General features: G+C 65.1%; 19 protein-coding genes and 1 other RNA gene. 10 read left to right on the top strand and 10 right to left on the bottom strand.

Annotated features, from left to right (window positions below; translation table 11 throughout):
• Nucleotides 1–29: 29 nt before the first annotated feature.
• The gene (locus AAE027_RS35500; protein WP_370990545.1) at nucleotides 30–1,454 is read left to right on the top strand and encodes a methyl-accepting chemotaxis protein; all 1,425 of its coding nucleotides are present in this window, start codon (nucleotides 30–32) and stop codon (nucleotides 1,452–1,454) included.
• A gap of 347 nt (nucleotides 1,455–1,801) precedes the next feature.
• Here the strand turns inward: AAE027_RS35500 and AAE027_RS35495 are convergent, their stop codons facing one another.
• The 7 genes from AAE027_RS35495 to AAE027_RS35465 all read right to left on the bottom strand — a co-directional run bounded on the left by AAE027_RS35495 (nucleotide 1,802) and on the right by AAE027_RS35465 (nucleotide 7,070).
• On the bottom strand, nucleotides 1,802–2,365 hold the full coding sequence (locus AAE027_RS35495) for a hypothetical protein (protein ID WP_370990544.1): 564 nt from the start codon (nucleotides 2,363–2,365) through the stop codon (nucleotides 1,802–1,804).
• Between the two features lie 39 nt (nucleotides 2,366–2,404).
• Nucleotides 2,405–4,006: a hypothetical protein gene (locus AAE027_RS35490; RefSeq protein WP_370990543.1), complete on the bottom strand. Its 1,602-nt coding sequence runs from the start codon at nucleotides 4,004–4,006 to the stop codon at nucleotides 2,405–2,407.
• A gap of 358 nt (nucleotides 4,007–4,364) precedes the next feature.
• On the bottom strand, nucleotides 4,365–5,189 hold the full coding sequence (locus tag AAE027_RS35485) for a TIGR00282 family metallophosphoesterase (protein ID WP_370990542.1): 825 nt from the start codon (nucleotides 5,187–5,189) through the stop codon (nucleotides 4,365–4,367).
• Nucleotides 5,167–5,763: a 5-formyltetrahydrofolate cyclo-ligase gene (locus AAE027_RS35480; protein ID WP_370990541.1), complete on the bottom strand. Its 597-nt coding sequence runs from the start codon at nucleotides 5,761–5,763 to the stop codon at nucleotides 5,167–5,169. Before AAE027_RS35480 ends, AAE027_RS35485 begins: the two co-directional genes overlap by 23 nt.
• Before the next feature lie 167 nt (nucleotides 5,764–5,930).
• Nucleotides 5,931–6,091, bottom strand: a non-coding RNA gene (gene ssrS / locus AAE027_RS35475) — 6S RNA.
• 278 nt (nucleotides 6,092–6,369) lie between these two features.
• Nucleotides 6,370–6,753: a cell division protein ZapA gene (locus tag AAE027_RS35470; RefSeq protein ID WP_370990540.1), complete on the bottom strand. Its 384-nt coding sequence runs from the start codon at nucleotides 6,751–6,753 to the stop codon at nucleotides 6,370–6,372.
• On the bottom strand, nucleotides 6,750–7,070 hold the full coding sequence (locus AAE027_RS35465) for a DUF4164 domain-containing protein (protein WP_014439722.1): 321 nt from the start codon (nucleotides 7,068–7,070) through the stop codon (nucleotides 6,750–6,752). Before AAE027_RS35465 ends, AAE027_RS35470 begins: the two co-directional genes overlap by 4 nt.
• A gap of 299 nt (nucleotides 7,071–7,369) precedes the next feature.
• On the opposite strand from AAE027_RS35465, the gene tkt reads away from it, so the two are divergent.
• From tkt to AAE027_RS35425, 8 genes are all read left to right on the top strand, one after another.
• Nucleotides 7,370–9,385 (top strand): transketolase, encoded by a 2,016-nt coding sequence (tkt, locus tag AAE027_RS35460; RefSeq protein WP_370990539.1) that lies wholly within the window; start codon nucleotides 7,370–7,372, stop codon nucleotides 9,383–9,385.
• A gap of 147 nt (nucleotides 9,386–9,532) precedes the next feature.
• The gene (gene gap / locus AAE027_RS35455) at nucleotides 9,533–10,540 is read left to right on the top strand and encodes a type I glyceraldehyde-3-phosphate dehydrogenase (protein WP_128936571.1); all 1,008 of its coding nucleotides are present in this window, start codon (nucleotides 9,533–9,535) and stop codon (nucleotides 10,538–10,540) included.
• 167 nt (nucleotides 10,541–10,707) lie between these two features.
• The gene (locus tag AAE027_RS35450) at nucleotides 10,708–11,901 is read left to right on the top strand and encodes a phosphoglycerate kinase (protein WP_370990538.1); all 1,194 of its coding nucleotides are present in this window, start codon (nucleotides 10,708–10,710) and stop codon (nucleotides 11,899–11,901) included.
• Nucleotides 11,902–11,957: 56 nt separating this feature from the next.
• Nucleotides 11,958–13,025 carry a class II fructose-bisphosphate aldolase gene (gene fba / locus AAE027_RS35445; protein WP_370990537.1) on the top strand — a complete coding sequence of 356 codons (1,068 nt, stop codon included), beginning with the start codon at nucleotides 11,958–11,960 and terminating at the stop codon, nucleotides 13,023–13,025.
• 309 nt (nucleotides 13,026–13,334) lie between these two features.
• Entirely contained in the window at nucleotides 13,335–14,360 is a 1,026-nt protein-coding gene (locus tag AAE027_RS35440) for a class I fructose-bisphosphate aldolase (RefSeq protein WP_370990536.1), read from the top strand.
• A gap of 3 nt (nucleotides 14,361–14,363) precedes the next feature.
• Nucleotides 14,364–15,038, top strand: coding sequence for a thiamine phosphate synthase (locus tag AAE027_RS35435; RefSeq protein WP_370990535.1), 675 nt, complete (start codon nucleotides 14,364–14,366; stop codon nucleotides 15,036–15,038).
• Nucleotides 15,039–15,046: 8 nt separating this feature from the next.
• Nucleotides 15,047–16,129 carry an HcpA family protein gene (locus tag AAE027_RS35430; protein ID WP_370990534.1) on the top strand — a complete coding sequence of 361 codons (1,083 nt, stop codon included), beginning with the start codon at nucleotides 15,047–15,049 and terminating at the stop codon, nucleotides 16,127–16,129.
• A gap of 85 nt (nucleotides 16,130–16,214) precedes the next feature.
• Nucleotides 16,215–17,006: an inositol monophosphatase family protein gene (locus AAE027_RS35425; protein ID WP_370990533.1), complete on the top strand. Its 792-nt coding sequence runs from the start codon at nucleotides 16,215–16,217 to the stop codon at nucleotides 17,004–17,006.
• Between the two features lie 155 nt (nucleotides 17,007–17,161).
• Here AAE027_RS35425 and AAE027_RS35420 read toward each other — a convergent pair whose 3' ends face one another.
• The 3 genes from AAE027_RS35420 to AAE027_RS35410 form a co-directional block, all read right to left on the bottom strand.
• Nucleotides 17,162–20,317 carry a multidrug efflux RND transporter permease subunit gene (locus AAE027_RS35420; protein ID WP_370990532.1) on the bottom strand — a complete coding sequence of 1,052 codons (3,156 nt, stop codon included), beginning with the start codon at nucleotides 20,315–20,317 and terminating at the stop codon, nucleotides 17,162–17,164.
• A gap of 6 nt (nucleotides 20,318–20,323) precedes the next feature.
• Nucleotides 20,324–21,517, bottom strand: coding sequence for an efflux RND transporter periplasmic adaptor subunit (locus AAE027_RS35415; protein WP_370990531.1), 1,194 nt, complete (start codon nucleotides 21,515–21,517; stop codon nucleotides 20,324–20,326).
• Nucleotides 21,518–21,748: 231 nt separating this feature from the next.
• Nucleotides 21,749–22,777, bottom strand: coding sequence for an SAM-dependent methyltransferase (locus tag AAE027_RS35410; protein ID WP_370990530.1), 1,029 nt, complete (start codon nucleotides 22,775–22,777; stop codon nucleotides 21,749–21,751).
• A gap of 165 nt (nucleotides 22,778–22,942) precedes the next feature.
• Here AAE027_RS35410 and AAE027_RS35405 point away from each other — a divergent pair, with 165 nt between their 5' ends.
• Nucleotides 22,943–23,959, top strand: a complete 1,017-nt coding sequence (locus AAE027_RS35405; RefSeq protein WP_370990529.1) for a flagellar motor protein MotA — start codon at nucleotides 22,943–22,945, stop codon at nucleotides 23,957–23,959.
• The last annotated feature ends 25 nt before the right edge of the window (nucleotides 23,960–23,984 follow it).

The following is a 23,984-nucleotide window of genomic DNA, read 5'->3' as shown; positions in this document are numbered from 1 at the left end:
AACGGCTCTGACTGGAGGATTCATCGAACATGTCCGTCGCACAAGTTGCAGTCATGGACACCGGCTCCAACCGGACGCTGGCCGAACGACTGATCGACCAGCTCGCCGATCGCATTGGCGGCCTCGGCGTGGAGCTCGCCGACATCGCCGGTAACGTCCAGGAAGTCGCAAACCGCGTCGCGAACCAGTCGGAACGGTTCCACCACCTCCAGAAGACGGCCGAGACGATGGTCTCGGCCAATCACGACATCGCCAATGCATCGCAGGCGGTGCAGACGACCACGTCCGCGGCGGTCGGCGAGATCGTGCAGTCGCGCAGCGCAGTCGACACCGCGGTCAGCCACATTTCCGAGCTCGTCGCCGCGGTGGAGCGCATCGAAGCGCGCTTGAGCGCCGTCGGCTCGGCGCTGGCGCAGGTGGCAAAGGTATCAGGCTCGATCGAGGCGATTGCGAAACAGACCAATCTGCTTGCGCTGAACGCCACGATCGAAGCGGCGCGCGCCGGCAATGCCGGCCGCGGCTTCGCCGTGGTCGCCAGCGAAGTGAAGAACCTCGCGGAAGCCACCCGCCAGGCCACGCATCAGATCTCCGACACCGTGCGCGATCTCGACGGCCAGATCGAGGGCCTGATCAGCGAGAGCAGCGACGCCTCGCAGCGCGCGAAGACCGCAGGCGAAGGTGCCCAGCAGATCTCCGGCATCATCTCACGCGTCCAGCAGGGCTTTGCCTCCGTGGAAGCGGAGATCGACAGCGTCACACGCGCGGCGACCTCCAATCTCGGACATTGCGACACCGTCATCAGCGAGCTCAACGAACTCGCCAAGGGCGTCGATCTGTCCTCGCGCGATCTCAAGAACGCCGACGAGCGGGTCGCAAAGCTGCTCGACACGTCCGAAGGCCTGATCGCGCTGATCGCCGACAGCGGGGTGGAGACGTCGGATGCGCCGCTGATCCGCGTCGTCGTCGACACCGCCAAGCGAATCTCCGCCGAGTTCGAAGCCGCGATCGATCGCGGCGATATCACGCTCGACCAGCTCATGGACGAGACGTACCGCGAAATCCCCGGCACGGATCCGAAACAATACCTCACCAAATACGTCGAGTTCACCGACCGCGTGCTGCCCGCGATCCAGGACCCGATTCAGAAATCCGATCCCCGCATCGTGTTCTGCGTCGCCTGGGCCAAGGGCGGCTATCTGCCGACCCATAATCCGAACTACCGTCTGCCGCAGGGCAAGGACCCGGTCTGGAACAACGCCAATTGCCGCAATCGCCGCCTGTTCACCGATCGCGCGGTGAAGAAGGTCGCGGCCAACACCAAGCCGTTCCTGCTCCAGACCTACCGCCGCGACATGGGCGGCGGGCAGTTCGTGCTGATGAAGGATCTGTCCTCGCCGATCATGGTCCGCGGCAAGCACTGGGGCGCCTTCCGGATGGGTTTTCGCCAGAGCTGACGGCCCGCGAGGCGCCTTGCGCAACGACGCTCCGGTGCCCTCAAATCAAAAGCTGAAAAACAACCCCATGCACAGTAGCCGGGCGCAGCGAAATCAAAGGCTTACGCGGGCAGGCCCGAAGAAGTCGCGACGCGGTTGACGCGTCGGGCAAAACAGGGGCATAATGCGATTATTCCGAAATCGCGTAATTGCGCACTTTGCGGCCTCGTGGGAGTAGGCCGCGTAGCCGGCTGCGACCCCATTCATCTCGCGCGGAGAGCCCTCACACGCTCGCACATGACCTTAATGCTAACGTTGCGCAGGCCAAGCGGAGAAGATCCTGCAGACAGAAGCCGAATTGCTCTGAGTTACAAGCCAAGCGCGATCTCGGCCCATTTCAACATGCGGTCGCTATTGAGGAACGCCAGCACCGCCGGTTCCAGTGACGCGGGCGCGCCCGGTCCAACCAAAGCCGTGGCGGCCACCATGTCGCAGCGCTGATTGAAGGCGAGTGAGAGCGCGTTGCGATTTCCCTCGACGCGATAGGGCCGGCTGCGGCCGCGCATCGGACCGACGATGATCTCTCGACCGGCGCCGATCGGCGTTGCCTTGCCAATCAGCGCCAGGTCGCCCATTTTATCGAGGTCGTCATCGTCGGCGACGCCGGTGGCGCAATTGCAAAACCCGAGCTTGGCGCGAACGTAGAGCTGGACCTCGCCGCCGCAATCCTCGGCTTTGCAGCGGAATGCCTTTCCTTTCCCCCAGAGATCTGCGCCGAAAGGCCAGTCGGTTTCTGACCACACCGGGCGGACCTCGCCGAGTGCCGCTGTAGCGCGTGCCGGTTCGCCGGATCGCAATGTCCAGACCGCAGCGACTGCGCAGAGCAGTGCGGTGGCTGCGCCGATCGCAACGAATTTGCTTGTAAGGCCCATGGAAGCTGCCACGGCACTTTTGCTAATTCTGAGCCATTGCTAATTCTGAGCCATGAACTTTCGTGCGGCCGCGAGGTCCTCCCGCGAGGAGTCGCCATTGCGCGCCATGTCGACAACTTTCGCGTAGTACTGACGTGCCTTCACGGCGTCACCCGCTTTCTCGGCGGCGTGAGCGGCGCCGATCGTCGCGCCAAAGCGGTTCGGCTCCTTGCGCATGGTGCTTTCGAACGCGGCCAATGCCTCCGTCGCCATGCCGCGTTCGAGCAGCATGGTCCCGTAAAGCTCGCGTGCCGGGGCAAGCGGTCCCGGCGTCACGATGGATTTTTCGGTCTTGTCTTCGGCGTCGGCGGCAAGGCGCATCGCTTCCAACGCGTCCGCCTGTTTTCCCTGGGCATTGAGCTGCCAGGCCGTGGCGACCTGCCGCTGAATGTCGACGATCTCGGCCCAATACGCATCCTTGTCCTGCTGCAGCTTGTCCCGCAGCTCCGCCAGCTTGGTGATATCCGCCGTTGCGGCGTCTGCATTGCCGGAGCGCGCTGCGCCAAGGGCGCGGGCGAAATACGTGATCGCATCGACATATGCAAACCGGCTCGGCTCAACCTTCAGCGCGGCGGCGCCCTCCCAATCGCCGCGCTCGACCATATAGCGCGCCTGGCTGGCCGCTATCGCGTAGGGACCGGCGCGGACGGCCGGCGCATAACCCGTGGTCGCAACCATGTCCGCGATGACGTCGCGAGCTCGGCTGTCCTGCGCAAGCTGGAGCAGGGCGTAGACCATATAATCGTCGGCATGCAGCTGCTCACTGGGGTCCTTGCCCTCCTTGGCAGCCTTGGCGGAACGGCTATTGGCCTCGATGGATTCGTTCCAGTAGCCGACGCGCGTGAAGATGTGCGACGGCATATGCAAAGCGTGCGGCGCCGCCGGCGCGATCTCGGAATAGCGCTTGGCAGCGTCGAGACCTTGCTCGGCGATCGCCGGATAGTCGTAGAGGTGGATCAGGTAATGCGCGACGCCGGGGTGGCGCGGCTGCCGCTTGAAGATCGGCTCCAGGATGGCAGCGCCCTTGAGCTGGTTAGCATAGGTCTTGTCGTTTGGTGAGGCCGTGACATTCAGCGTAATGGCGTAGGCGATCTGCGCCTCGTCATCGTCGGGATAGCGCGCGGCGACGGCTTCGGTTGCCTTGAGATAGGCCTTCGCGCGTTGGCCAAACGTCGTCTTTTCGTCGCCCGAATAGAAGGCCAGCAGCGCATCGATATAGTCGCGTTCGCGTTCGCTCTTGGCGCCGAGTGCCTTGGCCTTCTGCAGCGCGGCGAGGCCCTCGGTGAGGTTTTCCTTCGGCGCGGGAAAATGCGGATTATACAGCAGGCTCAGGGCAATGCCCCAATAGGCGATCGCGCACTCCGGATCGGCCTGCAACGTCTCCTCGAAAATCTCTTTCGCGGGCCGGTACCAGAATGAGTGCTGATAGCGCATCCCGCGGTCAAAGCGGCGCTGCGCCAATTCGTTGCAGGAGGTCTGGAAGTGAACCTTGCCAAACTGCTCGTCGGTCCCGTCCTCCGCGCGTGCGGCAGGCGTGGCAGAGATCGAGCCCAGGATAGTGAGGGTAAGAAGAGAGACGGTTCTCAAGGCGAGCGCGCGCATCGGCCCCTCCGTTTCTATTCAGAAAATTGAGTCGGATAGCGCCGATAAAGTCCGAGGCGCCGAAGTTCGTAGTGCTGAAATTGGCGATGGCAATTGCGTTGTTGGAAGGATTTGCCCATTCGCGAGGCGAGTCAATAGGAGCGGACAAATTGCATTAGGGAAGCACGCCTGTCAGGCTCCATCCGCGCGTGAGCGCAATCGTAAGGCGGATAGCGAAGCGTAGCCGCCATTTCACGGACGCCGATCTGCCGCCGGAATATTGGCAGACGCTCCTCGACGATCCACGCGCTGAGGCCTGGTCACTCCGGAGGCACGCAGACCTCATACGAAGTGTAGCGCAAGCTTATGAGTACGCGCCCTAACTCAACCAGAACTTCGGTGTGGTCGGTTCGAGCCGGCCGCCGACGCGCACCGGCGCGATCCGCAATGCGAGGCCCGTCGCGTCATCCGTCTCCACGGCGACGGCGCTCAACGTCGCCGTCCCCGCGGCCGGCTCGAAGCGCCCTGAAGGAATCCCCGAGGTGAACCGGCGCAGCGGTTCTTCCTTCTGCATGCCGATGATGGAATCGTAATCGCCGGTCATGCCGGCATCGGTCATGTAGGCGGTGCCGCCTGACAGGATCTGGTGGTCGGCGGTGGGCACGTGGGTGTGCGTACCGACGACGAGGCTGGCGCGCCCGTCGCAGAAGAAGCCGATGCCCTGCTTCTCGCTGGACGCCTCACAATGGAAGTCAACGACGATGGCATCGGCCGCGACGCCGAGCGGACAGGCGCCGAGCTCGCGCTCGAGCGCCGCGAACGGATCGTCGAACGGGGTCATGAAGACGCGCCCCAAAGCATTGACGACGAGCGCATGCTTGCCGTTCTTGGTCTCGATCAGCGCGGCGCCGCGGCCCGGCGTGCCGCGCGGATAGTTCGCCGGCCGCACCAGGCGCTCGGCGCGCTCGATGAATACCAAGGCTTCACGCTGGTCCCAGGAGTGATTGCCGAGCGTCACCGCATCGGCGCCGGCGTCGAGAAACTCCTGATAGATCGCTTCCGTGATGCCGAAGCCGCCAGCGGCATTCTCGCCGTTGACGACGACCAAATCGAGCGACCAGTCCTTGACCATGCCAGGCAGATGGTCCGCAATCGCCGTGCGTCCGGCACGGCCGACGACGTCACCCACGAAGAGAATGCGCAACTTCAGAACTCCGGAAATCGAACACGTCCGATTCCGTTAGCACATAATCCAGCGCGACGTCGTGCGATAGTGCCGGAACCGCCTCGATCTCCTGCGCTGCAAAGGCAAGCCCGATCCCGACGATATGCTTGGTTTTGCGCAAATGCGCAAAGGTGAAATCGTAATGCCCAGCACCATAACCGATGCGGTGGCCAAGACGGTCGAAGGCGGCGAGTGGCGTCAGCATGATGTCGGGGATGACTTCGCTTGCTGCCGGCGACGGCTCGGGAATGCCGAGCGGGCCGAGCATCAGGCGATCGTTCGGTTGAAACAGACGAAAGATCAGCGACTGGCCGCGCGCGGTGACGCAAGGCAGCGCCAGCTTTGCGCCTTCTTCGGCGAACCTTCTCATCAGTGGCAGCGGATCGATCTCGCTGCGGATCGGCGAATAGCCGGAGACGATGCTGCCGGGCAGGAGCTTGAACGGCAGCCCGCGCTTGGCGAGCTTTGCAGCGGCGGTGGTGCGCTTCTTCTCGCTCAGCGCGTCGCGCGCCGCCAGCGCTTTGGCACGGAGTTCGGCTTTGGAGTTGGACATGCGCTTTGGTCCCCCACGTCATCACCCGCGAATGCGGGTGATCCAGTATTCCAGAGGCGGTGGTGATTCACACAAGGGCCGCGGCGTACTGGATGCCCCGGTCAAGCCGGGGCATGACACCTAACTGAACTGGCCGCAGTAGTTTCGACCGACACAGAAGCAAACAGTGCGAAGCCGCGTACGCCGTTGAAGCACTCGATCCCGGAGTTCCCTACGAAAGTAGGTGGGCACCATATGTCCGGGCCCACGGGCCCGGCCAGGGACAGTTCCCTAAAGGATCGATAAGGCCCCGGGGATATATGGCTCCTGACGCACGTCGCAGCCTCGCTCGCGCAATCTAACAACGATACTGACGAATCGCCAGCCCGGCGGCAGCCTCGCTTTCGCCGCCCTCACGGTGCCACCCTCCCCTGGAGGGGGAGGGTCGCTACGCATGCAGCGAAGCGAAATGCGTAGCGGGGTGGGGTGGCGGCCTCTCAACCTCCAACAGCGCCCGTGTGGAGAGATCACCCCACCCCGCTCGCGCTACGCGCGATCGACCCTCCCCCTCCAGGGGAGGGTAAGGCGCGCGGACACGTCGAGCAAACCAGCTGCGATCCGTAGACGCTACCCGATCGCGATGCCGTTGCCGACGGTGCGGTTCAGCACCTGGGTCGACTTCTCGATGCGTTCGGCGGCGGCGTTCAGCGCATTTACCACCGCGGTCTGCGTCATCCGGGCGCGCTCGACGGCGGCGTTGCGGAAATCCCTGAGCTCGGTCAACTCCTGCTCCAGGGAACGGACGCGGTTGCCGATGTCGACCAGCTCGTCGCACACGGTCAGCGCCGCCATCACGGTGAGGCGTGCATCGCCGATCTCGCCGAATTTTCCGCGCAGCGACTGGATGCGCGTCTCCAGGCTTTCGGCGAGCTTCAGCAGCCGCACCTCCTGGCCCTCCTCGCAGGCCATGCGGTATTGCCGGCCGTTGATGGTGACGTTGATGTGGCTCATCCGTCCTCTCCGGTATCGAGCACCGAACGTATCGTGACGATTGCGGAATCCAGCCGGTCGGAGATCTCGCGATTGGTGCGCTCGAGCTTGCGCGCCTTCACCAGCGCACCGTCGAGCTCGTCGGCAAGCCGCGAGCGGTCGGCGCCGAGCGCCTGAATCCGCGCCGCGAGCTCGTTCTCGTCGCGATCGGCATCGCGCCGCCGCTCCACCGCGCTTTCGAGCGCGTCGAGCGCAGCCGTGAGCCTGCGGGTCGCGATCTCGATCTCGACGGCGGATGACTCCGTCATGGCAGAGCTGTTGGACACGCGATCGTTCATGCAGTCAGCGGCGGAACCTATGGCCTTTCCCCAGTGGCCTTATTCCTGGGGCTCGCCGTCCGGCAAAAGACTCGGTTCGGCAAGCGGTTAGAAGCAGAAATTTACGTGGCAAGCTAGCCCAGCGCAACGTCGCCGCGAAACTATGCACCGATAAGCAATTTTTGCGGCCAAACCGGCGTTTGATTGCCTTGGACTCCCGAAACCGAGATGCTATCCAGCCCCAGCTCCCGTGGCCGCTAGGCTCGACCCCGCGCGGCGTGCACGACCATCAAGCACCTCATTTCAGACGGATTTTCATCATGATGCAGTTCGATGCCACCCGTATGGCGAATACGCAGGTCGATCACACCCGTATGGCCAACGCGATCCGCGGGCTCTCGATGGACGCCGTCGAGAAGGCCAAATCGGGCCATCCGGGCCTGCCGATGGGTGCGGCCGACATCGCCACGGTGCTGTTCACGCAGTTCCTGAAATTCGACGCTGCCGCGCCCGCCTGGCCCGATCGCGACCGCTTCGTGCTCTCGGCCGGCCACGGCTCGATGCTGCTCTATTCGCTGCTGTACCTGACCGGCAATTCCGAGATGACGCTGGACCAGATCAAGCAGTTCCGCCAGGTCGACTCGCTCACTCCCGGCCACCCCGAGAATTTCCGCACCAAGGGGATCGAGACCACCACCGGGCCGCTCGGCCAGGGCATCTCCACCGCAGTCGGCATGGCACTGGCCGAGAAGATGCTCGCCGCCGAGTTCGGAAAGAAGATCGTCGACCACCACACCTATGTGCTCGCCTCTGACGGCGACCTCATGGAGGGCGTGTCGCAGGAAGCGATCGCGATGGCCGGGCACTGGAAGCTCAACAAGTTGATCGTGCTCTACGACGACAACGGCATCTCGATCGACGGCCCGACCTCGCTCGCCGATTCCGTCGACCAGGTGAAACGCTTCAAGTCCGCGGGCTGGGCCGCCGAGAAGATCGACGGCCAAGACAAGGTTGCAATTGCTGATGCCATCACGCGCGCGAAGAAATCGAACAAGCCGACGCTGATCGCCTGCCGCACCACCATCGGTTTCGGCGCGCCGCATAAGGCCGGCACGTCGAAGGTGCACGGCGAGGCGCTAGGGGCCGACGAGCTCAAGGCCGCCAAGGAAAATCTCGGCATCTCGCTCGAGCCGTTCTCCGTGCCTGATGACGTGCTGAAGGCGTGGCGCGCAGCCGGCAGCCGCGGCGCTGTGGCGCGGCTGGAATGGGAAGGACGGCTTGGTGAGCTCGGCAGCCGCAAGCGTGCCGAGTTCGAGCGCCGCCTGCGCCATGAGCGTCCGGCGTCGCTGGCGAAGGCGCTGCGCGCGCACAAGAAGGAACTGCTCGAGAAGCCGCTGACGGCCGCGACCCGCAAATCGTCGGAAGCGGCGATCGAGGCGATTGCGGCCGCGATGCCGATGGAATTCCTGGCCGGCTCCGCCGATCTCACCGGCTCCAACAACAACAAGGCGAAGTCGGCGACCGCCTTCTCGGCCAAGACGCCGAAGGGCCGCTTCATCCATTACGGCATCCGCGAGCACGGCATGGCCGCCGCGATGAACGGCATCTTCCTGCACGGCGGCTTCGCGCCGAACGGCGCGACCTTCCTGGTGTTCACCGACTACGCCCGGCCCGCGATGCGCCTTGCCGCGTTGATGGGCTCCGGCGTCGTCTATGTGATGACGCACGATTCCATCGGTCTCGGCGAAGACGGTCCGACTCATCAGCCGGTCGAGCATCTCGCCGCGCTTCGCGCCATTCCCAACATGCGCGTGTTCCGTCCCTGCGATGCCATCGAGGTCGCCGAGTGCTGGGAGCTCGCGCTCAACCGCATCGACGGGCCGACCGTGCTGGCGCTGACGCGCCAGAACCTGCCGCAGCTCCGCACCACCGCACCGAATGACAATCCCTGCGCAGCAGGCGCCTATGAGCTGGTCGCAGCCCAGGGCGAAGCCAAGGTGACGCTGTTCGCCTCCGGCTCCGAGGTCGAGATCGCGGTCGCCGCCCAGAAGCAGCTCGCCGAGCGCGGCATCGCGTCACGGGTGGTTTCTGTTCCTTCGCTCGAGCTGTTGTTAGCGCAACCAGAGGCGAAACGCGCCGCAATCATCGGTAACGCACCGGTGAAGATTGCGATCGAGGCCGCCGTACGCTGGGGCTGGGACGCGGTGATCGGCCAGGACGGCGAATTTATCGGCATGCATTCCTTCGGCGAAAGCGGTCCTGCCAAGGAGCTTTACAAGCATTTCGGCATTACTACCGAGGCCACGGTTAACGCTGTGCTGAAGCGCGTTTCCTGAGAGTTGAGCTTGCCGCAAAAAAGGACTACGTAATCTCTCATATGATCACGCACCGCCCGGCCGAACCGGGCGCCCGCCCTAAAAAACCCTCGCAGGCGCGCAAATCGCGTTGTGCGGGATGACAACGGTCATTGAAGGAGACGAAACATGGCAGTCCGCGTCGCAATTAACGGTTTTGGTCGCATCGGCCGCAATGTGCTGCGGGCTATCGCCGAGTCAGGCCGCAAGGACATCGTGGTCGTCGGCATCAACGACCTCGGCCCGGTCGAGACCAACGCCCATCTGCTCCGTTTCGATAGCGTCCATGGCCGTTTCCCCGGCACCGTCACCGTCGATGGTGACTCGATCAGCCTCGGCAACGGCAAGATCAAGGTGACCGCCGAGCGCGATCCTTCGAAGCTGCCTTGGAAGGATCTCGGCGTCGATGTCGCGCTGGAATGCACCGGCATCTTCACCTCGAAGGACAAGGCCTCCGCGCATCTGACCGCCGGCGCCAAGCGCGTGCTGGTCTCCGCGCCCGCCGACGGCGCCGATGCCACCATCGTCTACGGCGTCAACCACGACACCCTGACCAAGGACCATCTGGTCGTCTCCAACGGCTCCTGCACCACCAACTGTCTCGCGCCGGTCGCCAAGGTGCTGAACGATCTCGTCGGCATCGAGACCGGCTTCATGACCACGATCCATGCCTATACCGGCGACCAGCCGACGCTGGACACGCTGCACAAGGATCTCTACCGCGGCCGTGCGGCTGCGATGTCGATGATCCCGACCTCGACCGGCGCCGCCAAGGCGATCGGTCTCGTGCTGCCCGAGCTGAAGGGCAAGCTCGACGGCGTCGCGATCCGTGTGCCGACGCCGAACGTCTCGGTCGTCGACCTCAAGATCGTCGCCAAGCGCGCCACCGACGCCAAGGAGGTCAACGCGGCGATGAAGCGCGCCTCCGAGCAGCAGCTCAAGGGCATCCTCGGCTACACCAGCGCGCCGAACGTCTCGATCGACTTCAACCACGACCCGCACTCCTCGACCTTCCACGAGGACCAGACCAAGGTGCAGAACGGCACATTGGTGCGCGTGATGTCCTGGTACGACAACGAGTGGGGCTTCTCGAACCGCATGGCGGACACCGCCGTCGCGATCGCGAAGGTGATCTAAGGGGAGCGCAATGCTTCCTGCCTGGATTGGCATCCCTGGCGCCATATTGCTGATCGCGTTGATCGCGTACGGTATGCGCCAGGGAGGCAAGATAACGACCAGGCAGGAAGGCGATCCACCCGAGCGCGATGCGCCGTAGCGTCGCCAGCTAACGAGTGATTCAGGACATGGCCAAATTCCGCACCCTCGACGACGTCGACGTGAAGGGCAAACGCGTATTGCTGCGTGTCGACCTCAACGTACCCATGGAGAATGGGCGCGTCAGTGACGCAACGCGGCTCGAGCGCGTCGCACCGACCATCAGCGAGATCTCCGACAAGGGCGGCAAGGTCATCCTGCTCGCACATTTCGGCCGGCCGAAGGGCCGCGATGCCAAGGAATCGCTCAAGCCCGTCGCGGAAGCGCTGTCCAAGGTCGTGAAGAAGCCCGTTGCCTTCGCCGACGATTGCATCGGCGAGCCTGCGGTCACGGCCGTCGCCGGCTTGAACGATGGCGACATCCTCTGCCTGGAAAACACCCGCTTCCACAAAGAAGAGGAAAAGAACGATCCGGCCTTCGTCGCGGAGCTGGCAAAGCTCGGCGACATCTGGGTCAATGACGCCTTCTCGGCCGCGCATCGCGCCCACGCTTCGACCGAGGGCCTCGGCCACAAGCTGCCTGCCTATGCCGGCCGCACCATGCAGGCCGAGCTCGATGCGCTGGAGAAGGCGCTGGGCTCTCCGACCAAACCTGTCATCGCGATCATCGGCGGCGCAAAAGTTTCGACCAAGATCGATCTGCTCGAAAACCTCGTGAACAAGGTCGACGCGCTCGTGATCGGCGGCGGCATGGCCAACACCTTCCTGCACGCCCAGGGCGTCGCGGTCGGCAAGTCGCTGGCCGAGAAGGATCTCGCCGCCACCGCGCTGCGCATCATGGAGAAGGCGAGCGCCACCAACTGCGCGATCATCCTCCCCGTCGACGCCACCGTCGCCTACCATTTCGCCGCCAACGCGCCGTCGCACGCCTATGGGCTCGACGCGATCCCCGCCGACGGCATGATCCTCGACGTCGGCCCGCAATCGGTCGCGCGCGTCCACGCCGCGATCGACGACGCCGCGACGCTGGTCTGGAACGGACCGCTCGGGGCCTTCGAGATGCAGCCGTTCGATCGCGGCACGGTCGCGGCCGCCAGGCACGCTGCCGAGCGCACCAAGGACAAGAAGCTGATCTCGATCGCCGGCGGCGGCGACACCGTCGCCGCGCTCAACCAGGCCGGCGTCGCCGGCAGTTTCACCTATGTCTCGACCGCCGGTGGCGCGTTCCTTGAATGGATGGAAGGCAAGCCCTTGCCCGGCGTCGAGGTGCTGCGCGTCAATTAAGCTTAAGTCGGCAAACATTGAGCGGCCTTGCAGGCCCAAACGGGAGAAAAAGACAGATGGCTCGGATCACGTTACGTCAATTGCTCGACCACGCGGCGGAGAACGATTACGGCGTACCGGCCTTCAACATCAACAATATGGAGCAGGCGCTGGCGATCATGGACGCGGCCAACCAGGTCGACGCGCCCGTCATCATCCAGGCCTCGCGCGGTGCGCGCTCCTACGCCAATGACGTCATGCTCAAGCACATGATGGACGCGGTGACCGAGATCTATCCGCACATTCCGGTCTGCGTGCATCTCGACCACGGCAACGAGCCGGCGACCTGCATGACCGCGATCCAGTCCGGCTTCACCTCGGTGATGATGGACGGCTCGCTCAAGGCCGACGGCAAGACCCCCGGCGACTGGGGCTACAATGTCGGCGTCACCAAGACCGTGACCGACATGGCCCATCTCGGCGGCATCTCGGTGGAAGGCGAACTCGGCGTGCTCGGCTCGCTCGAGACCGGCATGGGCGACAAGGAAGACGGGCACGGTGCCGAAGGCAAGCTCAGCCACGACCAGCTGCTGACCAATCCGGACGAGGCGGTGAAGTTCGTGCAGGAGACCAGGGTCGACGCGCTCGCGATCGCGATGGGGACTTCTCACGGTGCTTACAAATTTACCCGCAAGCCCGACGGCGACATCCTCGCCATGAACGTGATCGAGGAGATCCACCGCAAGCTGCCGAACACGCATCTCGTGATGCATGGTTCGTCCTCGGTGCCGCAGGACCTCCAGGACATCATCAACGCCTATGGCGGTAAGATGAAGCCGACCTGGGGCGTCCCGGTCGCCGAGATCCAGCGCGGCATCAAGAACGGCGTGCGCAAGATCAACATCGACACCGACAACCGCATGGCGATGACTGGCCAGATCCGGAAAGTGCTCAAGGACAATCCGGAAGAGTTCGATCCGCGCAAGTACCTGAAGCCAGCGATGGAGGCGATGACCAAGCTGTGCAAGCAGCGGCTCCAGGAGTTCAATACCGCCGGCCAGGCCTCGAAGATCAAGAAGGTCCTGACCACCGCCGAAATGGCCAAGCGCTACGCCAAGGGCGAGCTCGACCCCCGCGTCGCATAGCGATCGCGGTGGCGTGATCTATCCCTCCCTCTCCCCGTTCTTACGGGGAGAGGGTCGGGGTGAGGGGCTCTCTCCGCGAGTCGTACCCTATCGATAGACCTGTACCCCCTCACCCGGATTTTACGCGTAGCGTAAAATCCGACCTCTCCCCGCAAGCGGGGCGAGGTGAAGGGTCGCCCGACCCCGGCCACCATTTTACCCGACGACCTCCCGCCCCCCTTTACCCTGCGACGAACGTTAACTCGGCAATTGCCCGAGAACGGTCTATTTTCACGGGCAAGGGCAGAATCGTTTTGGGAGGACCTCTCGATGAATCTGACTGAGCTCAACAGGATCGCGACTGCCATGGTCGCCCCCGGCAAGGGCATCCTCGCCGCCGACGAATCCTCCGGCACCATCAAGAAGCGTTTTGACGCGATCGGCGTCGATTCGACCGAAGCGAACCGCCGCGACTATCGCGAGATGCTGTTCCGCTCCAGGGAGGCCATGAGCCAGTATATCTCCGGGGTGATCCTCTATGACGAGACGATCTGGCAGGATGCCAAGGACGGCACGCCGCTGATCAGGCTGATCGAGGAGACCGGCGCCATCCCCGGCATCAAGGTCGACGAAGGCACCCAAGCCCTGCCGATGTGCCCGGGCGAGCTTGTGACCGTCGGCCTCGACAAGCTCGCCGAGCGGCTGAAGAAATATTACGAGCGCGGCGCCCGCTTCGCCAAATGGCGTGCGGTGATCGACATCGGCAGCGGCATCCCCTCGATGACCGCGATCAGCGTCAACGCCCATGCGCTGGCGCGCTATGCCGCGCTGTGCCAGGCCGCGCAGATCGTGCCGATCGTCGAGCCCGAGGTGCTGATGGATGGTGATCACGACATCGAGCGCTGTTATGAAGTGACGCAACGCGTGCTCAACAAGACGTTCCAGGAATTGCGCGAGCAGCGCGTCGCGCTCGAAGGCATGGTGCTGAAGCCGAACATGGCGATCTCAGGCAAGAAGTGTGCGAAGCAGGCTTCCGTCGAGGAAGTCGCGGAGAGGACGATCCGGCTGCTGAAGGCCTGCGTGCCGGCGGCGGTGCCGGGCATCGCCTTCCTTTCCGGCGGCCAGTCCGACGAGGAGGCGACCGCGCATCTCAACGCCATGCACAAGCTCGGCCCGCTGCCCTGGGGCCTGACCTTCTCCTATGGCCGCGCGCTGCAAGCCGCGCCGCAAAAAGCCTGGTCCGGCAAGGCCGAGAACGTCGCGGCCGGACAGCGTGCCTTCAGCCACCGCGCGCGGATGAACGGCCTTGCGGCCAAGGGCGAATGGCAAAGCAGCCTGGAAAAGAAAGCAGCCTAGATCTTGTCGAACAAACCGCCTCCGCCGCGCCCGGCGCCGCGTCTCTATCTCGCGACGCCGGTCGTCGATGATCCCGCTTCGCTCGTCGCCGAGCTGCCTGCGCTGCTCGCCTCTGCCGATGTCGCGGCCGTGCTGCTGCGGCTGAAGGAGACCGACCAGCGCACGATGATCTCGCGCATCAAGGCCTTCGCGCCGCCGGTGCAGAAGGCGGGTGCCGCGCTGCTGATCGACGGCCATGCCGAGCTGGTGGCGCGCGGCGGCGCCGATGGTGCGCATCTCACGGGCCTCGCCGCGCTGGAAGAGGCGGTGCCCTCGCTCAAGCCGGATCGCATTGTCGGCGTCGGCGGGCTCGCCACGCGCCACGATTCCATGAGCGCGGGCGAGATGGGCGCCGACTACGTGCTGTTCGGCGAGCCCGACGCCAACGGCCAGCGGCCGTCGTCCCAGGCGATCGCCGAGCGGCTGGACTGGTGGGCCGAGCTGTTCGAGCCGCCCTGCGTCGGCTTTGCCACCTCGCTCGAGGAGGCCTACGATTTCGCCGCCAGCGGTGCCGATTTCGTGCTGGCCGGCGAGTTCATCTGGGCCGATCCGCGCGGGCCCAAGGCCGCGCTGGTCGAGGCCGATGCTGCAATCAAGAAGGCCCATGCGACGGCGCCGGCTGGCCAGGAGCACGGCTAGCGCCCGACATGAAGCTCCCGCGCATCACCATTTTGGCCACGCTGCTGCTGACGGCGCCCGCGGCCGCGCAGCTCCAGATCACCCCGCCGGCCACAACGCCGAGCCCGCCCGCCGAGAAGCCGAAGCCCAAGCCGCACGCGCTCACCAACAAGAAGGAGGCCGCACCGGCGCCGAAGCCTTCGGCCTCGCCCAAGCCGGCCCCCTCCTCCAAGCCGGCCCCGGCCGCGACCGTGATCCCCGCGCCGGCGACCGACAATTCCAACGTCGATCTGGTGTTCGGCGCCTATCAGCGCGGCCAGTATAAGACGGCGTTCGAGCTCGCCACCGCCCGCGCGCAAGGAGGCGATCCCAAGGCGATGACCATGCTCGGCGAGCTCTATTCCAATGCCATGGGCATTCGCCGCGACTACGCCAAGGCGCAGGAATGGTACAAGCGCGCCGCGGATGCCGGCGACCGCGAGGCGATGTTCGCGCTCGCCATGCTGCGCATGTCGGGCCGCGGCGGCCCGGTCGACAAGGGCGAAGCGGTGAAACTGATGGCCTCTGCCGCCAAGCTGGGCGAGCCCAAGGCGGCCTATAACCTCGCTCTGCTTTACCTGGACGGCCAGACCCTGCCGCAGGACGTCAAGCGATCCGCCGAGCTGCTGCGCCAGGCCGCCGATGGCGGCCTGCCCGAGGCGCAATACGCGCTCGCGACCTTCTACAAGGAAGGCACCGGCGTGCCGAAGGACCCCGAACGCGCGGTGCGGCTGCTCCAGGCCGCCACGCTGGCCGACAATGTCGATGCCGAGGTCGAATACGCCATCGCGCTGTTCAACGGCACAGGCACGCCGAAGAACCAGCCGGCCGCTGTGGCGTTGCTCCGCAAGGCATCGCGCCAGGGCAGCGCGATCGCGCAGAACCGGCTGGCCTGGGTGCTGATCAACGGCATGGGCACGGCCGTGGACAAGGTCGAGGGCTTCAAATGGCACCTGGTGGCCAAGACCGCCGGCAAGGGCGACCCGGAGCTCGACAAGCAATTGTCCGATCTGCCGGCCGAGGACCGGGCCAAGGCGGAAGCCGCCGCAAAGAAATGGCTCGGGACCAAATGACTTGACCTTGGCGCCCTCGCAGGGCACCCCATCCCTCAAACAGGCGCGATTTCGCGCCATTTCCCCCCGATCAAGACCAGAGCTCATGCTGTACTCCGCAACTATCAATGTCATGGTCAAGGCCGCGCGCCGCGCCGGCCGCAGCCTCAAGCGCGATCTCGGCGAGATCGAGCATCTCCAGGTCTCGCTGAAGGGCCCGGCGAATTTCGTCTCGCTCGCCGACAAGCGCGCCGAAGAGATCCTCTACCAGGACCTCGCCAAGGCCCGGCCCGGCTACGGCTTCATCGGCGAAGAGGGCGGCACCCGCGAAGGCAGCGACAAGAGCCACACCTGGATCGTCGATCCCCTGGACGGCACCACCAACTTCCTGCACGGCATCCCGCAATTCGCGATCTCGATCGGCCTTGCGCGTGAGGGCACCGTCATCGCGGGCGTGATCTACAATCCCGCCAATGACGAGCTCTACATCGCCGAGCGCGGCAAGGGCGCTTTCCTCAACGACCAGCGCCTGCGCGTGGCCGGCCGTCGCCAGCTCAACGAATGCGTGGTGGCCTGCGGCCTGCCCCATATCGGCCGCGGTGACCATGAGGAATTCCGCCGCGAGATGACTGCGATCCAGGACCGCGTCGCTGGCCTGCGCCGCTTCGGCGCCGCCTCGCTCGACCTCGCCTTCGTCGCCGCCGGCCGTCTCGACGGCTATTGGGAACGGAATCTCTCGCCCTGGGACATCGCGGCCGGCCAGATCATGGTGAAGGAAGCCGGCGGCACCGTGAGCGACATCGACACGCCCGGCGATGCGCTGACGAAGGGGCACGTGGTGTGCGGCAACGAGTTCGTGCACGGAGAGCTGGTGAAGATTTTGCGGAAGGCGGCGTAAGGCGGAAGCTCGCGCTCCGCATTCCGCTGTCATCACCCGCCTTGTGCGCAATTGCGCACTGGAGCGGGTGATCCAGTATTCCAGAGACATCAGTTGGATACGGAGATGCCGCGGCGTACTGGATGCCCCGCCTGCGCGGGGCATGACAGTGTGCCCTACGGCTTCACCGGCGCTGGCGGCCCGTAGGCCTCGCCTTCCTTCGCCATCTTCGGCTCCCGATCCCCGCCCAACACGCGCTGCACCGAGACGAAGAACACCGGCACCATCAAGAGCGCCAGGATCACCACCGCGATCATACCGCCCATCACGACGCTGCCGAGCGCCTGCTGGCTGGCGCCGCCGGCGCCGTGGGCGATCGCCATCGGCAGCACGCCGCAGATGAAGGCAAGGCCGGTCATCAGGATCGGACGGAAGCGCAGGCGGCAGGCCTCGATGGTGGCTTCCACCAGCGGCTTGCCCTCCTTGCGCAGATCTTTGGCGAACTCGATGATCAGGATCGCGTCCTTTGCCGCGAGACCGATGATGGTGATCAGGCCGACGGTGAAATAGACGTCGTTCGGCAGGCCCCGCAGCATCGCCGCGCTCACTGCCCCGACGATGCCGAGCGGCACGGTCAGCAGCACCGCGAGCGGAATGGTCCAGCTTTCATAGAGTGCGGCAAGGCACAGGAACACCACGAACACCGACAGCGCCAGCAGGAACGGCGCCTGCGAGCCCGAGAGCTTCTCCTGGAGCGACTGTCCGGTCCATTCATAGCCGAAGCCGCGCGGCAATTTGCCGGCGAGCCGCTCCATCTCAGCGATCGCGTCGCCCGAGGTGAAGCCGGGTTTCGCTTCACCGGAGATGCGCACCGCCGGATAGTAGTTGAAGCCGGCGATCTGGGTCGGCCCGCGCGCCCATTCCACCGTGGCAAACGACGAGAACGGCACCAGCTGGCCGCGGCTGTTCTTGACGTTGTAGTTGAGGATGTCCTCGGTCCGCATGCGGTCGCGGCTATCTGCCTGCACCACGACGCGCTGCATGCGGCCACGGTTCGGGAAGTCGTTGATGTAGTTCGAGCCGAGATTGGTCGAGATCGTGTTGTTGATGTCCTCGAAGGTGACGCCGAAGGCGCCGGCCTTCTCGCGGTCGATCACGAGATTGACCACGCCGGCCTCGGGCAGGCCTTCGATATAGACCTTCTGCAGCACCGGGCTCGCATTGGCCTCCGCGATCAGCTGGTCGGCGGCGCGCATGAGCGCCGGATAGCCCTTCTGGCCGCGGTCCTGGAGGCGGAACGAGAAGCCCGAGGAATTGCCGAGATTGTCGATCGGCGGCGGCTGCAGCGCGGAGATTTTTGCGTCGCGGATCGACGACGACAGATCGCGGTTGATGTCGTTGACGATCGCCGCGGCGGAATCCTTCGGCCCGCGCTCGGACCAGTCCTTCAAGGTGATGAAGGCCTGCGCGGTGTTCATGCCCTGGCCGGAGAAGCTGAAGCCGGTGAGGAAAGTGACGTTGTCGACGCCGGGCCGCTGCGCCAGATATTTTTCCACCTTCTCGATCACCGCCTCGGTGCGGGCATAGGACGAATCCGACGGCGTCTGCACGTCGGTGGTGACGAAGCCCTGGTCGTCGACGGGCAGGAAGCCGCCAGGCAGGTTGACGAAGGCCCAGGACAGACCGGCCAGCAGCGCGACATAGACCAGCATCAGGCGGCCGGTGCGCTTCAGCGAGAAGCCGACGGTGCGGGAATAGCCCTCCTTGCCGCCTTCGAGCACGCGGTTGAACCAGCCGAACACGCCCTTCCTGGCATGGCCGTGACCGGCGGCGACGGGCTTGAGCAGGGTCGCGCACAGCGCCGGCGTCAGCGACAGCGCGAGGAAGGCGGAGAAGCCGATCGCTGCGACCATGGTCACGGAGAACTGGCGGTAGATGATACCGACCGAGCCCGGGAAGAACGCCATCGGCACGAACACCGCCATCAGCACCAAGGTGATGCCGATGATGGCGCCGGTGATCTGCGACATCGCCTTGCGGGTCGCTTCCTTCGGCGGCAGGCCTTCCTCCGCCATGATGCGCTCGACGTTCTCGACCACGACGATGGCGTCGTCGACGAGGATGCCGACCGCGAGCACCATGCCGAACATCGAGAGCATGTTGATGGAGTAGCCGGCGAGCAGCAGCGTGGAACAGGCCCCTAACAGCGCCACCGGCACCACGATGGTCGGAATGATGGTGTAGCGGATGTTCTGGAGGAACAAGAACATCACCACGAACACCAGCACCACGGCCTCGACCAGCGTCGACAGCACCTTCTTGATCGAAGCCTCGACCACGGGCGTGATGTTGTACGGGATCTCGTAGGTGATGTTGGCCGGGAAGAAGCGCGACAGCTCCTTCATCTTCTCTTCGACGGCACTCGCGGTCGCCAGCGCATTGCCGGTCGGCGACATCAGCACGGACAGACCGGCGGTCGGCTTGCCGTCGAGGCGCGTGTTGAACTGGTAGCTGAGGCCGCCGACCTCGATGCGCGCGACGTCGCGCAGGCGCACGGTCGAACCATCGGCGTTGGCGCGCAGGATGATGGCGCCGAACTCGTCCGGGGACGAGAGCTGGCCTTTGACCAGCACCAGCGAGGAGGTGCGCTGGCTCGACGTCGACGGCTCGGCGCCGATGCTGCCCGAGGCGACCTGCGCGTTCTGCGCGGCGATGGCCTTGTTGACGTCGTCGGCGGTCAGCCCATAGCCGACCAGCTTGGCCGGATCGACCCAGACGCGCAAGCTGCGCTCGGTCGAGTAGAGCGTGGCGCGGCCGACGCCGGGAATGCGGCGGATCTCGCCGAGCACGTTGCGGATCATGAAGTCACCGAGGCCGACCTCATCGAGGCTGCCGTCGGTTGAGTTCAGCGTGATGATCTGAAGCACCGCGCTGGAGGCTTCCTCGATCAGGATGCCCTGCTGCATCACCGCGCGCGGCAGGCGCGCCTCGACGCGCTTGATGCGGTTCTGCACCTCGACCGAGGCGGCGCTGGTATCGGTGCCCGGCTGGAAATTGGCGATGATCTCGACCTGGCCGAGCGAATCGCTGGTCGATTCGAAATTGAGGATGCCGGAGGCGCCGTTGAGCTCCTCCTCGATCAGTCGCGTGACGCTGTTGTAGAGGTTCTCCGGCGAGGCGCCGGGATAGCTGGTCGAGACCGAGATCGAGGGCGGCGCGATGATCGGATATTGCGCGATCGGCAGCAGCGGAACCGCAATCGCACCGATCAAGCAGATGAATAGCGCGACCACCCAGGCGAAGATCGGCCTGTCGATGAAGAAACTCGGCATGGCGCGTTACCGCGTGACCTTCTGAGCGTGCCGGTTGTCCGCGGTCGCGTCCGCCTCCGACCAGGATTGCGGTTTAACCTTGTCGCCGGCCGCAAATTTCTGGAAGCCTTCGACCACGACCTTGTCACCGGCCTTCAGGCCTTCGGTGACGAACCAGAATCCGTCCTGCACCGAACCGGTGCGCACCGCCTGCACCGCGATGTGGTTGTCGTCCTTGACGACGAAGACCTCGCTGCCGCCGCCGCCATTGCGCTGGATCGCCTGCTGCGGCACCGCGATCGCGTCGGCGTCCAGACCCTGGTCGATGCGGACGCGGACATACATGCCTGGCAGGAGCTCGCGCTTGGGATTGCGGAATTCGCCGCGCAGTGTCACCTGGCCGGTGTGGGCATCGACCTTGGCGTCGGAGAACAGCAGCTTGCCGTCGAGCGAATAGGTGGTGTTGTCATCGAGCACGAGGCGCACCTTGGCGGCATCGGGCGCGATACGCTCGAGATCGCCGGTTTCGAAGGCGCGGCGGAGCTGGTTGAGCTCGGTCACCGATTGGGTGAAGTCGGCATAGATCGGATCGAGCTGCTGGATGCTGGCGAGATTGGTCTCGTTCTGCACCACGAGCGCGCCCTCGCTGACCAGCGCCGCACCGACGACGCCGTCGATCGGCGCGCGCACGGTAGCGTAATCGAGATTGAGTTTTGCGCGCGCGAGGTCCGCCTTGCGCCCATCGACCTCGGCCTGGGCCTGCCGCTCGGCGGCGATGGCCTTTTCGTTCTCGGCCTCTGGCGCGGCGCGATCCTTGGTAAGGGTGGCGATGCGGCGTGCCTGCTGGTGCGCCTGCATCGCAGCAGCTTCGGCCTTGGCGACCGCGGCCTCGTTGGCCAATACCTCGACCTCGAACGGACGTGGATCGATGCGGTAGAGCGGATCGCCCGCCTTCACCTCGCTGCCCTGGCGGAACAGGCGCTCGACCACGATGCCGGAGACGCGCGGCCGCACGTCCGAGACGCGCGTCGGCGCGATGCGGCCCGGCAGCTCCCGCACCACGGCGCGCGGCTGCGGCTTGATGACGACGATGCTGACGTCAGGGTCGGACGGCGGAGCGGCGGATATGGCGGAGCTGGACTCGTCGCAGCCCACCAGCAGCGGCGCTAAGGCCGCGAGCATCATTGCAACGCATGCCGATCGCGCACGAAGTCCTGACATGAAGTGAGTCGCCCCGATTTTGTTGTAACTAATCACGCTCCGCGCGGGCCCGTTCTGGGCTCTTTGCACGCGGCCGATGCCGCCAAAATAGAATGCGCCTGCTGCGATGCAACGCATGACGCGGGCGGCTCATTGTCACACGGCGTATCGTGTTGAATCTTGATGGTTTTTGTGGACTCACTTGATTGTGAGTCTGGCTCCATCGCCGCGTGCTGCGACGGAACATCGCAATCAGGCGGCGGCTTTCATCCGGTAATGGCTGACGCCCCATTCGGTTCCGTCGGCGTAGCCGAACAGCCCCGACGTCGCCAGCAGGAACCAGCGCCAGCGCCGCATCCAAAGTGCGGTCTCCTCGCCATAGGCCTTGCGCAACGAGGTCTCGATGGCGGCGCGATGCGCATCGAAATTGGCGAGCCAGTCGTTCGCGGTGTGCTGGTAATGCGTGCCGCTCCAGCACCATTCCTTCTCGATTGCGAAGATGTCGTCGAATTGCCTGACGAGGTGATGGCTCGGCATCATCCCGCCCGTGAAGGCGTGCTGCGCGATCCAGTCCTCGCGATTGGCCGGGTCGAACAGATGGGACCCGGAGCGATGGGAGACCACATGCATGAAGAAGCGCCCGTCGGGCGCGAGCCACGCGCGCAGGCGCGTCATCAGCTTGCGCCAGTTCATCATGTGCTCGAACGTCTCGACCGAGACGATGCGGTCGAACTGCCCCTCGGGCGCGAACACGTTCATGTCGCCGGTGACGACGCGCAGGTTCAACAGCCCGCGCCGCCGCGCCTCCTCCTCGACATAAGCGCGCTGCGCCTGCGAGGCCGACACGGCCGTCACCTTCGCGTGCGGAAACTGCCGCGCGATCCACAGCGACAGCGAGCCCCAGCCGCAGCCGAGCTCGAGGATGGTCTGCCCGTCGGCAAGACCAGCATGCTCGACGGTCTGGCGCAGCGCCTCCTCCTCCGCCTCCTGCAAGTTGGTCGCATCGGTCTTGTAGAAACAGCACGAATATTTCCGGTTGGGGCCGAGCACCTGCGCGAAGAAGGAAGCCGGCACCTCGTCGTGTCGGCCGCGGGCAGCATCCGCGTCCTCGGCGATCGGCCGCAGCATCATCCGCCCGGCGAAGGCGGCATCGTCGGCTGCCCCCAGCTTGGACAGGCGCGTCGCCGTGCGCGAGCACAGGCGCTGGATCGCGGCACGCATCACCACGTCCGGCAACGGCACACGTTCGGCAGTCCCGATGATCGCGGAAACGACGCTCATGCGGCCCCCGAATGGCGAGCTCTTGCAGACACCGGCCTATCAAAGCGCGGCTTTCGGTCCAAGTTCCCCAAGCTGTCCCCGAAATCGGCGCATCCGGCGCTTTTTTTGGGCTGGCGCTGTGCCATAGTGCGCCCGCAAGCAAGCTTCGTAATGGATGATACCGGCATGCGGTCTGGCACTTCCCGCTCCACCATGGATATCGAGTACACCAAACTGTCCTCGCCCAGCGTCTTCCTGGTGCGGATGCTGGTCTTCCTGGTGCTGTGTGCGCTGGTCGGCGTGGTGCTCTACAAGCAGATCATCCAGGCCTTCTTCGCCAATCCCGGCCTCAACGCCCTGATCGGGGCGGTGCTGTTCATCGGCATCGTGCTGGCCTTCCGCCAGGTCATCCGGCTCTACCCTGAGGTGTCCTGGGTCAATAATTTCCGCATCGCCGATCCCGGCCTGGCGCCAGCCCGGCACCCGAAGCTGCTGGCGCCGATGGCGGCGATCCTCGGCGGCGAGCGCTCGGGGCGGATGTCGATCACCCAGACCACGATGCGGCATCTGCTCGATTCGATTGCGACCCGCCTGGACGAGGCCCGCGACATCTCCCGCTATATGACCGGCCTGCTCGTCTTCCTCGGCCTGCTCGGCACCTTCTGGGGCCTGATCGAGACGGTTGGCTCGGTCGGCAAGGTGATCGACGGGCTCAAGGTCGGCAGTGATTCCGGCGCCCTGTTCGACACGCTGAAAGAGGGGCTCGCCGCCCCGCTCGGCGGCATGGGCATCTCGTTCTCGAGCTCGCTGTTCGGCCTCGCCGGCTCGCTGATCCTCGGCTTCCTCGATTTGCAATCGAGCCAGGCGCAGAACCGCTTCTACACCGACCTCGAAGACTGGCTCGCCACCACCGTGCGCGAATATGGCAGCGGCGAAGTGGCGGTCGCTTCCGGCGGCGGTGGCGTGGCCAGCAGCGAGCTCCAGGCCGCGGTCGAGCGGCTGCGCTCCGTGCTCGAGGAAGGCAGCTCCAACCGCGGCACCACCGCGGCGATGGCGAGCCTCGCCGAAGCCATCCAGGCGCTGGTCTCGCACATGCGCACCGAGCAGCAGATGATCCGCGAATGGGCCGACGGCCAGGGCGAACAGAACCGCGAGATCCGGCGCCTGTTGGAGCGCATTGCGCGCCAGCCCGAGAAGAGTTGAGAACAGGACGAAAGATCTCGTGCCC

Source organism: Bradyrhizobium sp. DN3 (assembly GCF_041357655.1).
Classification (GTDB): domain Bacteria; phylum Pseudomonadota; class Alphaproteobacteria; order Rhizobiales; family Xanthobacteraceae; genus Bradyrhizobium.
This window is presented reverse-complemented; position numbering and strand designations above follow the sequence as displayed.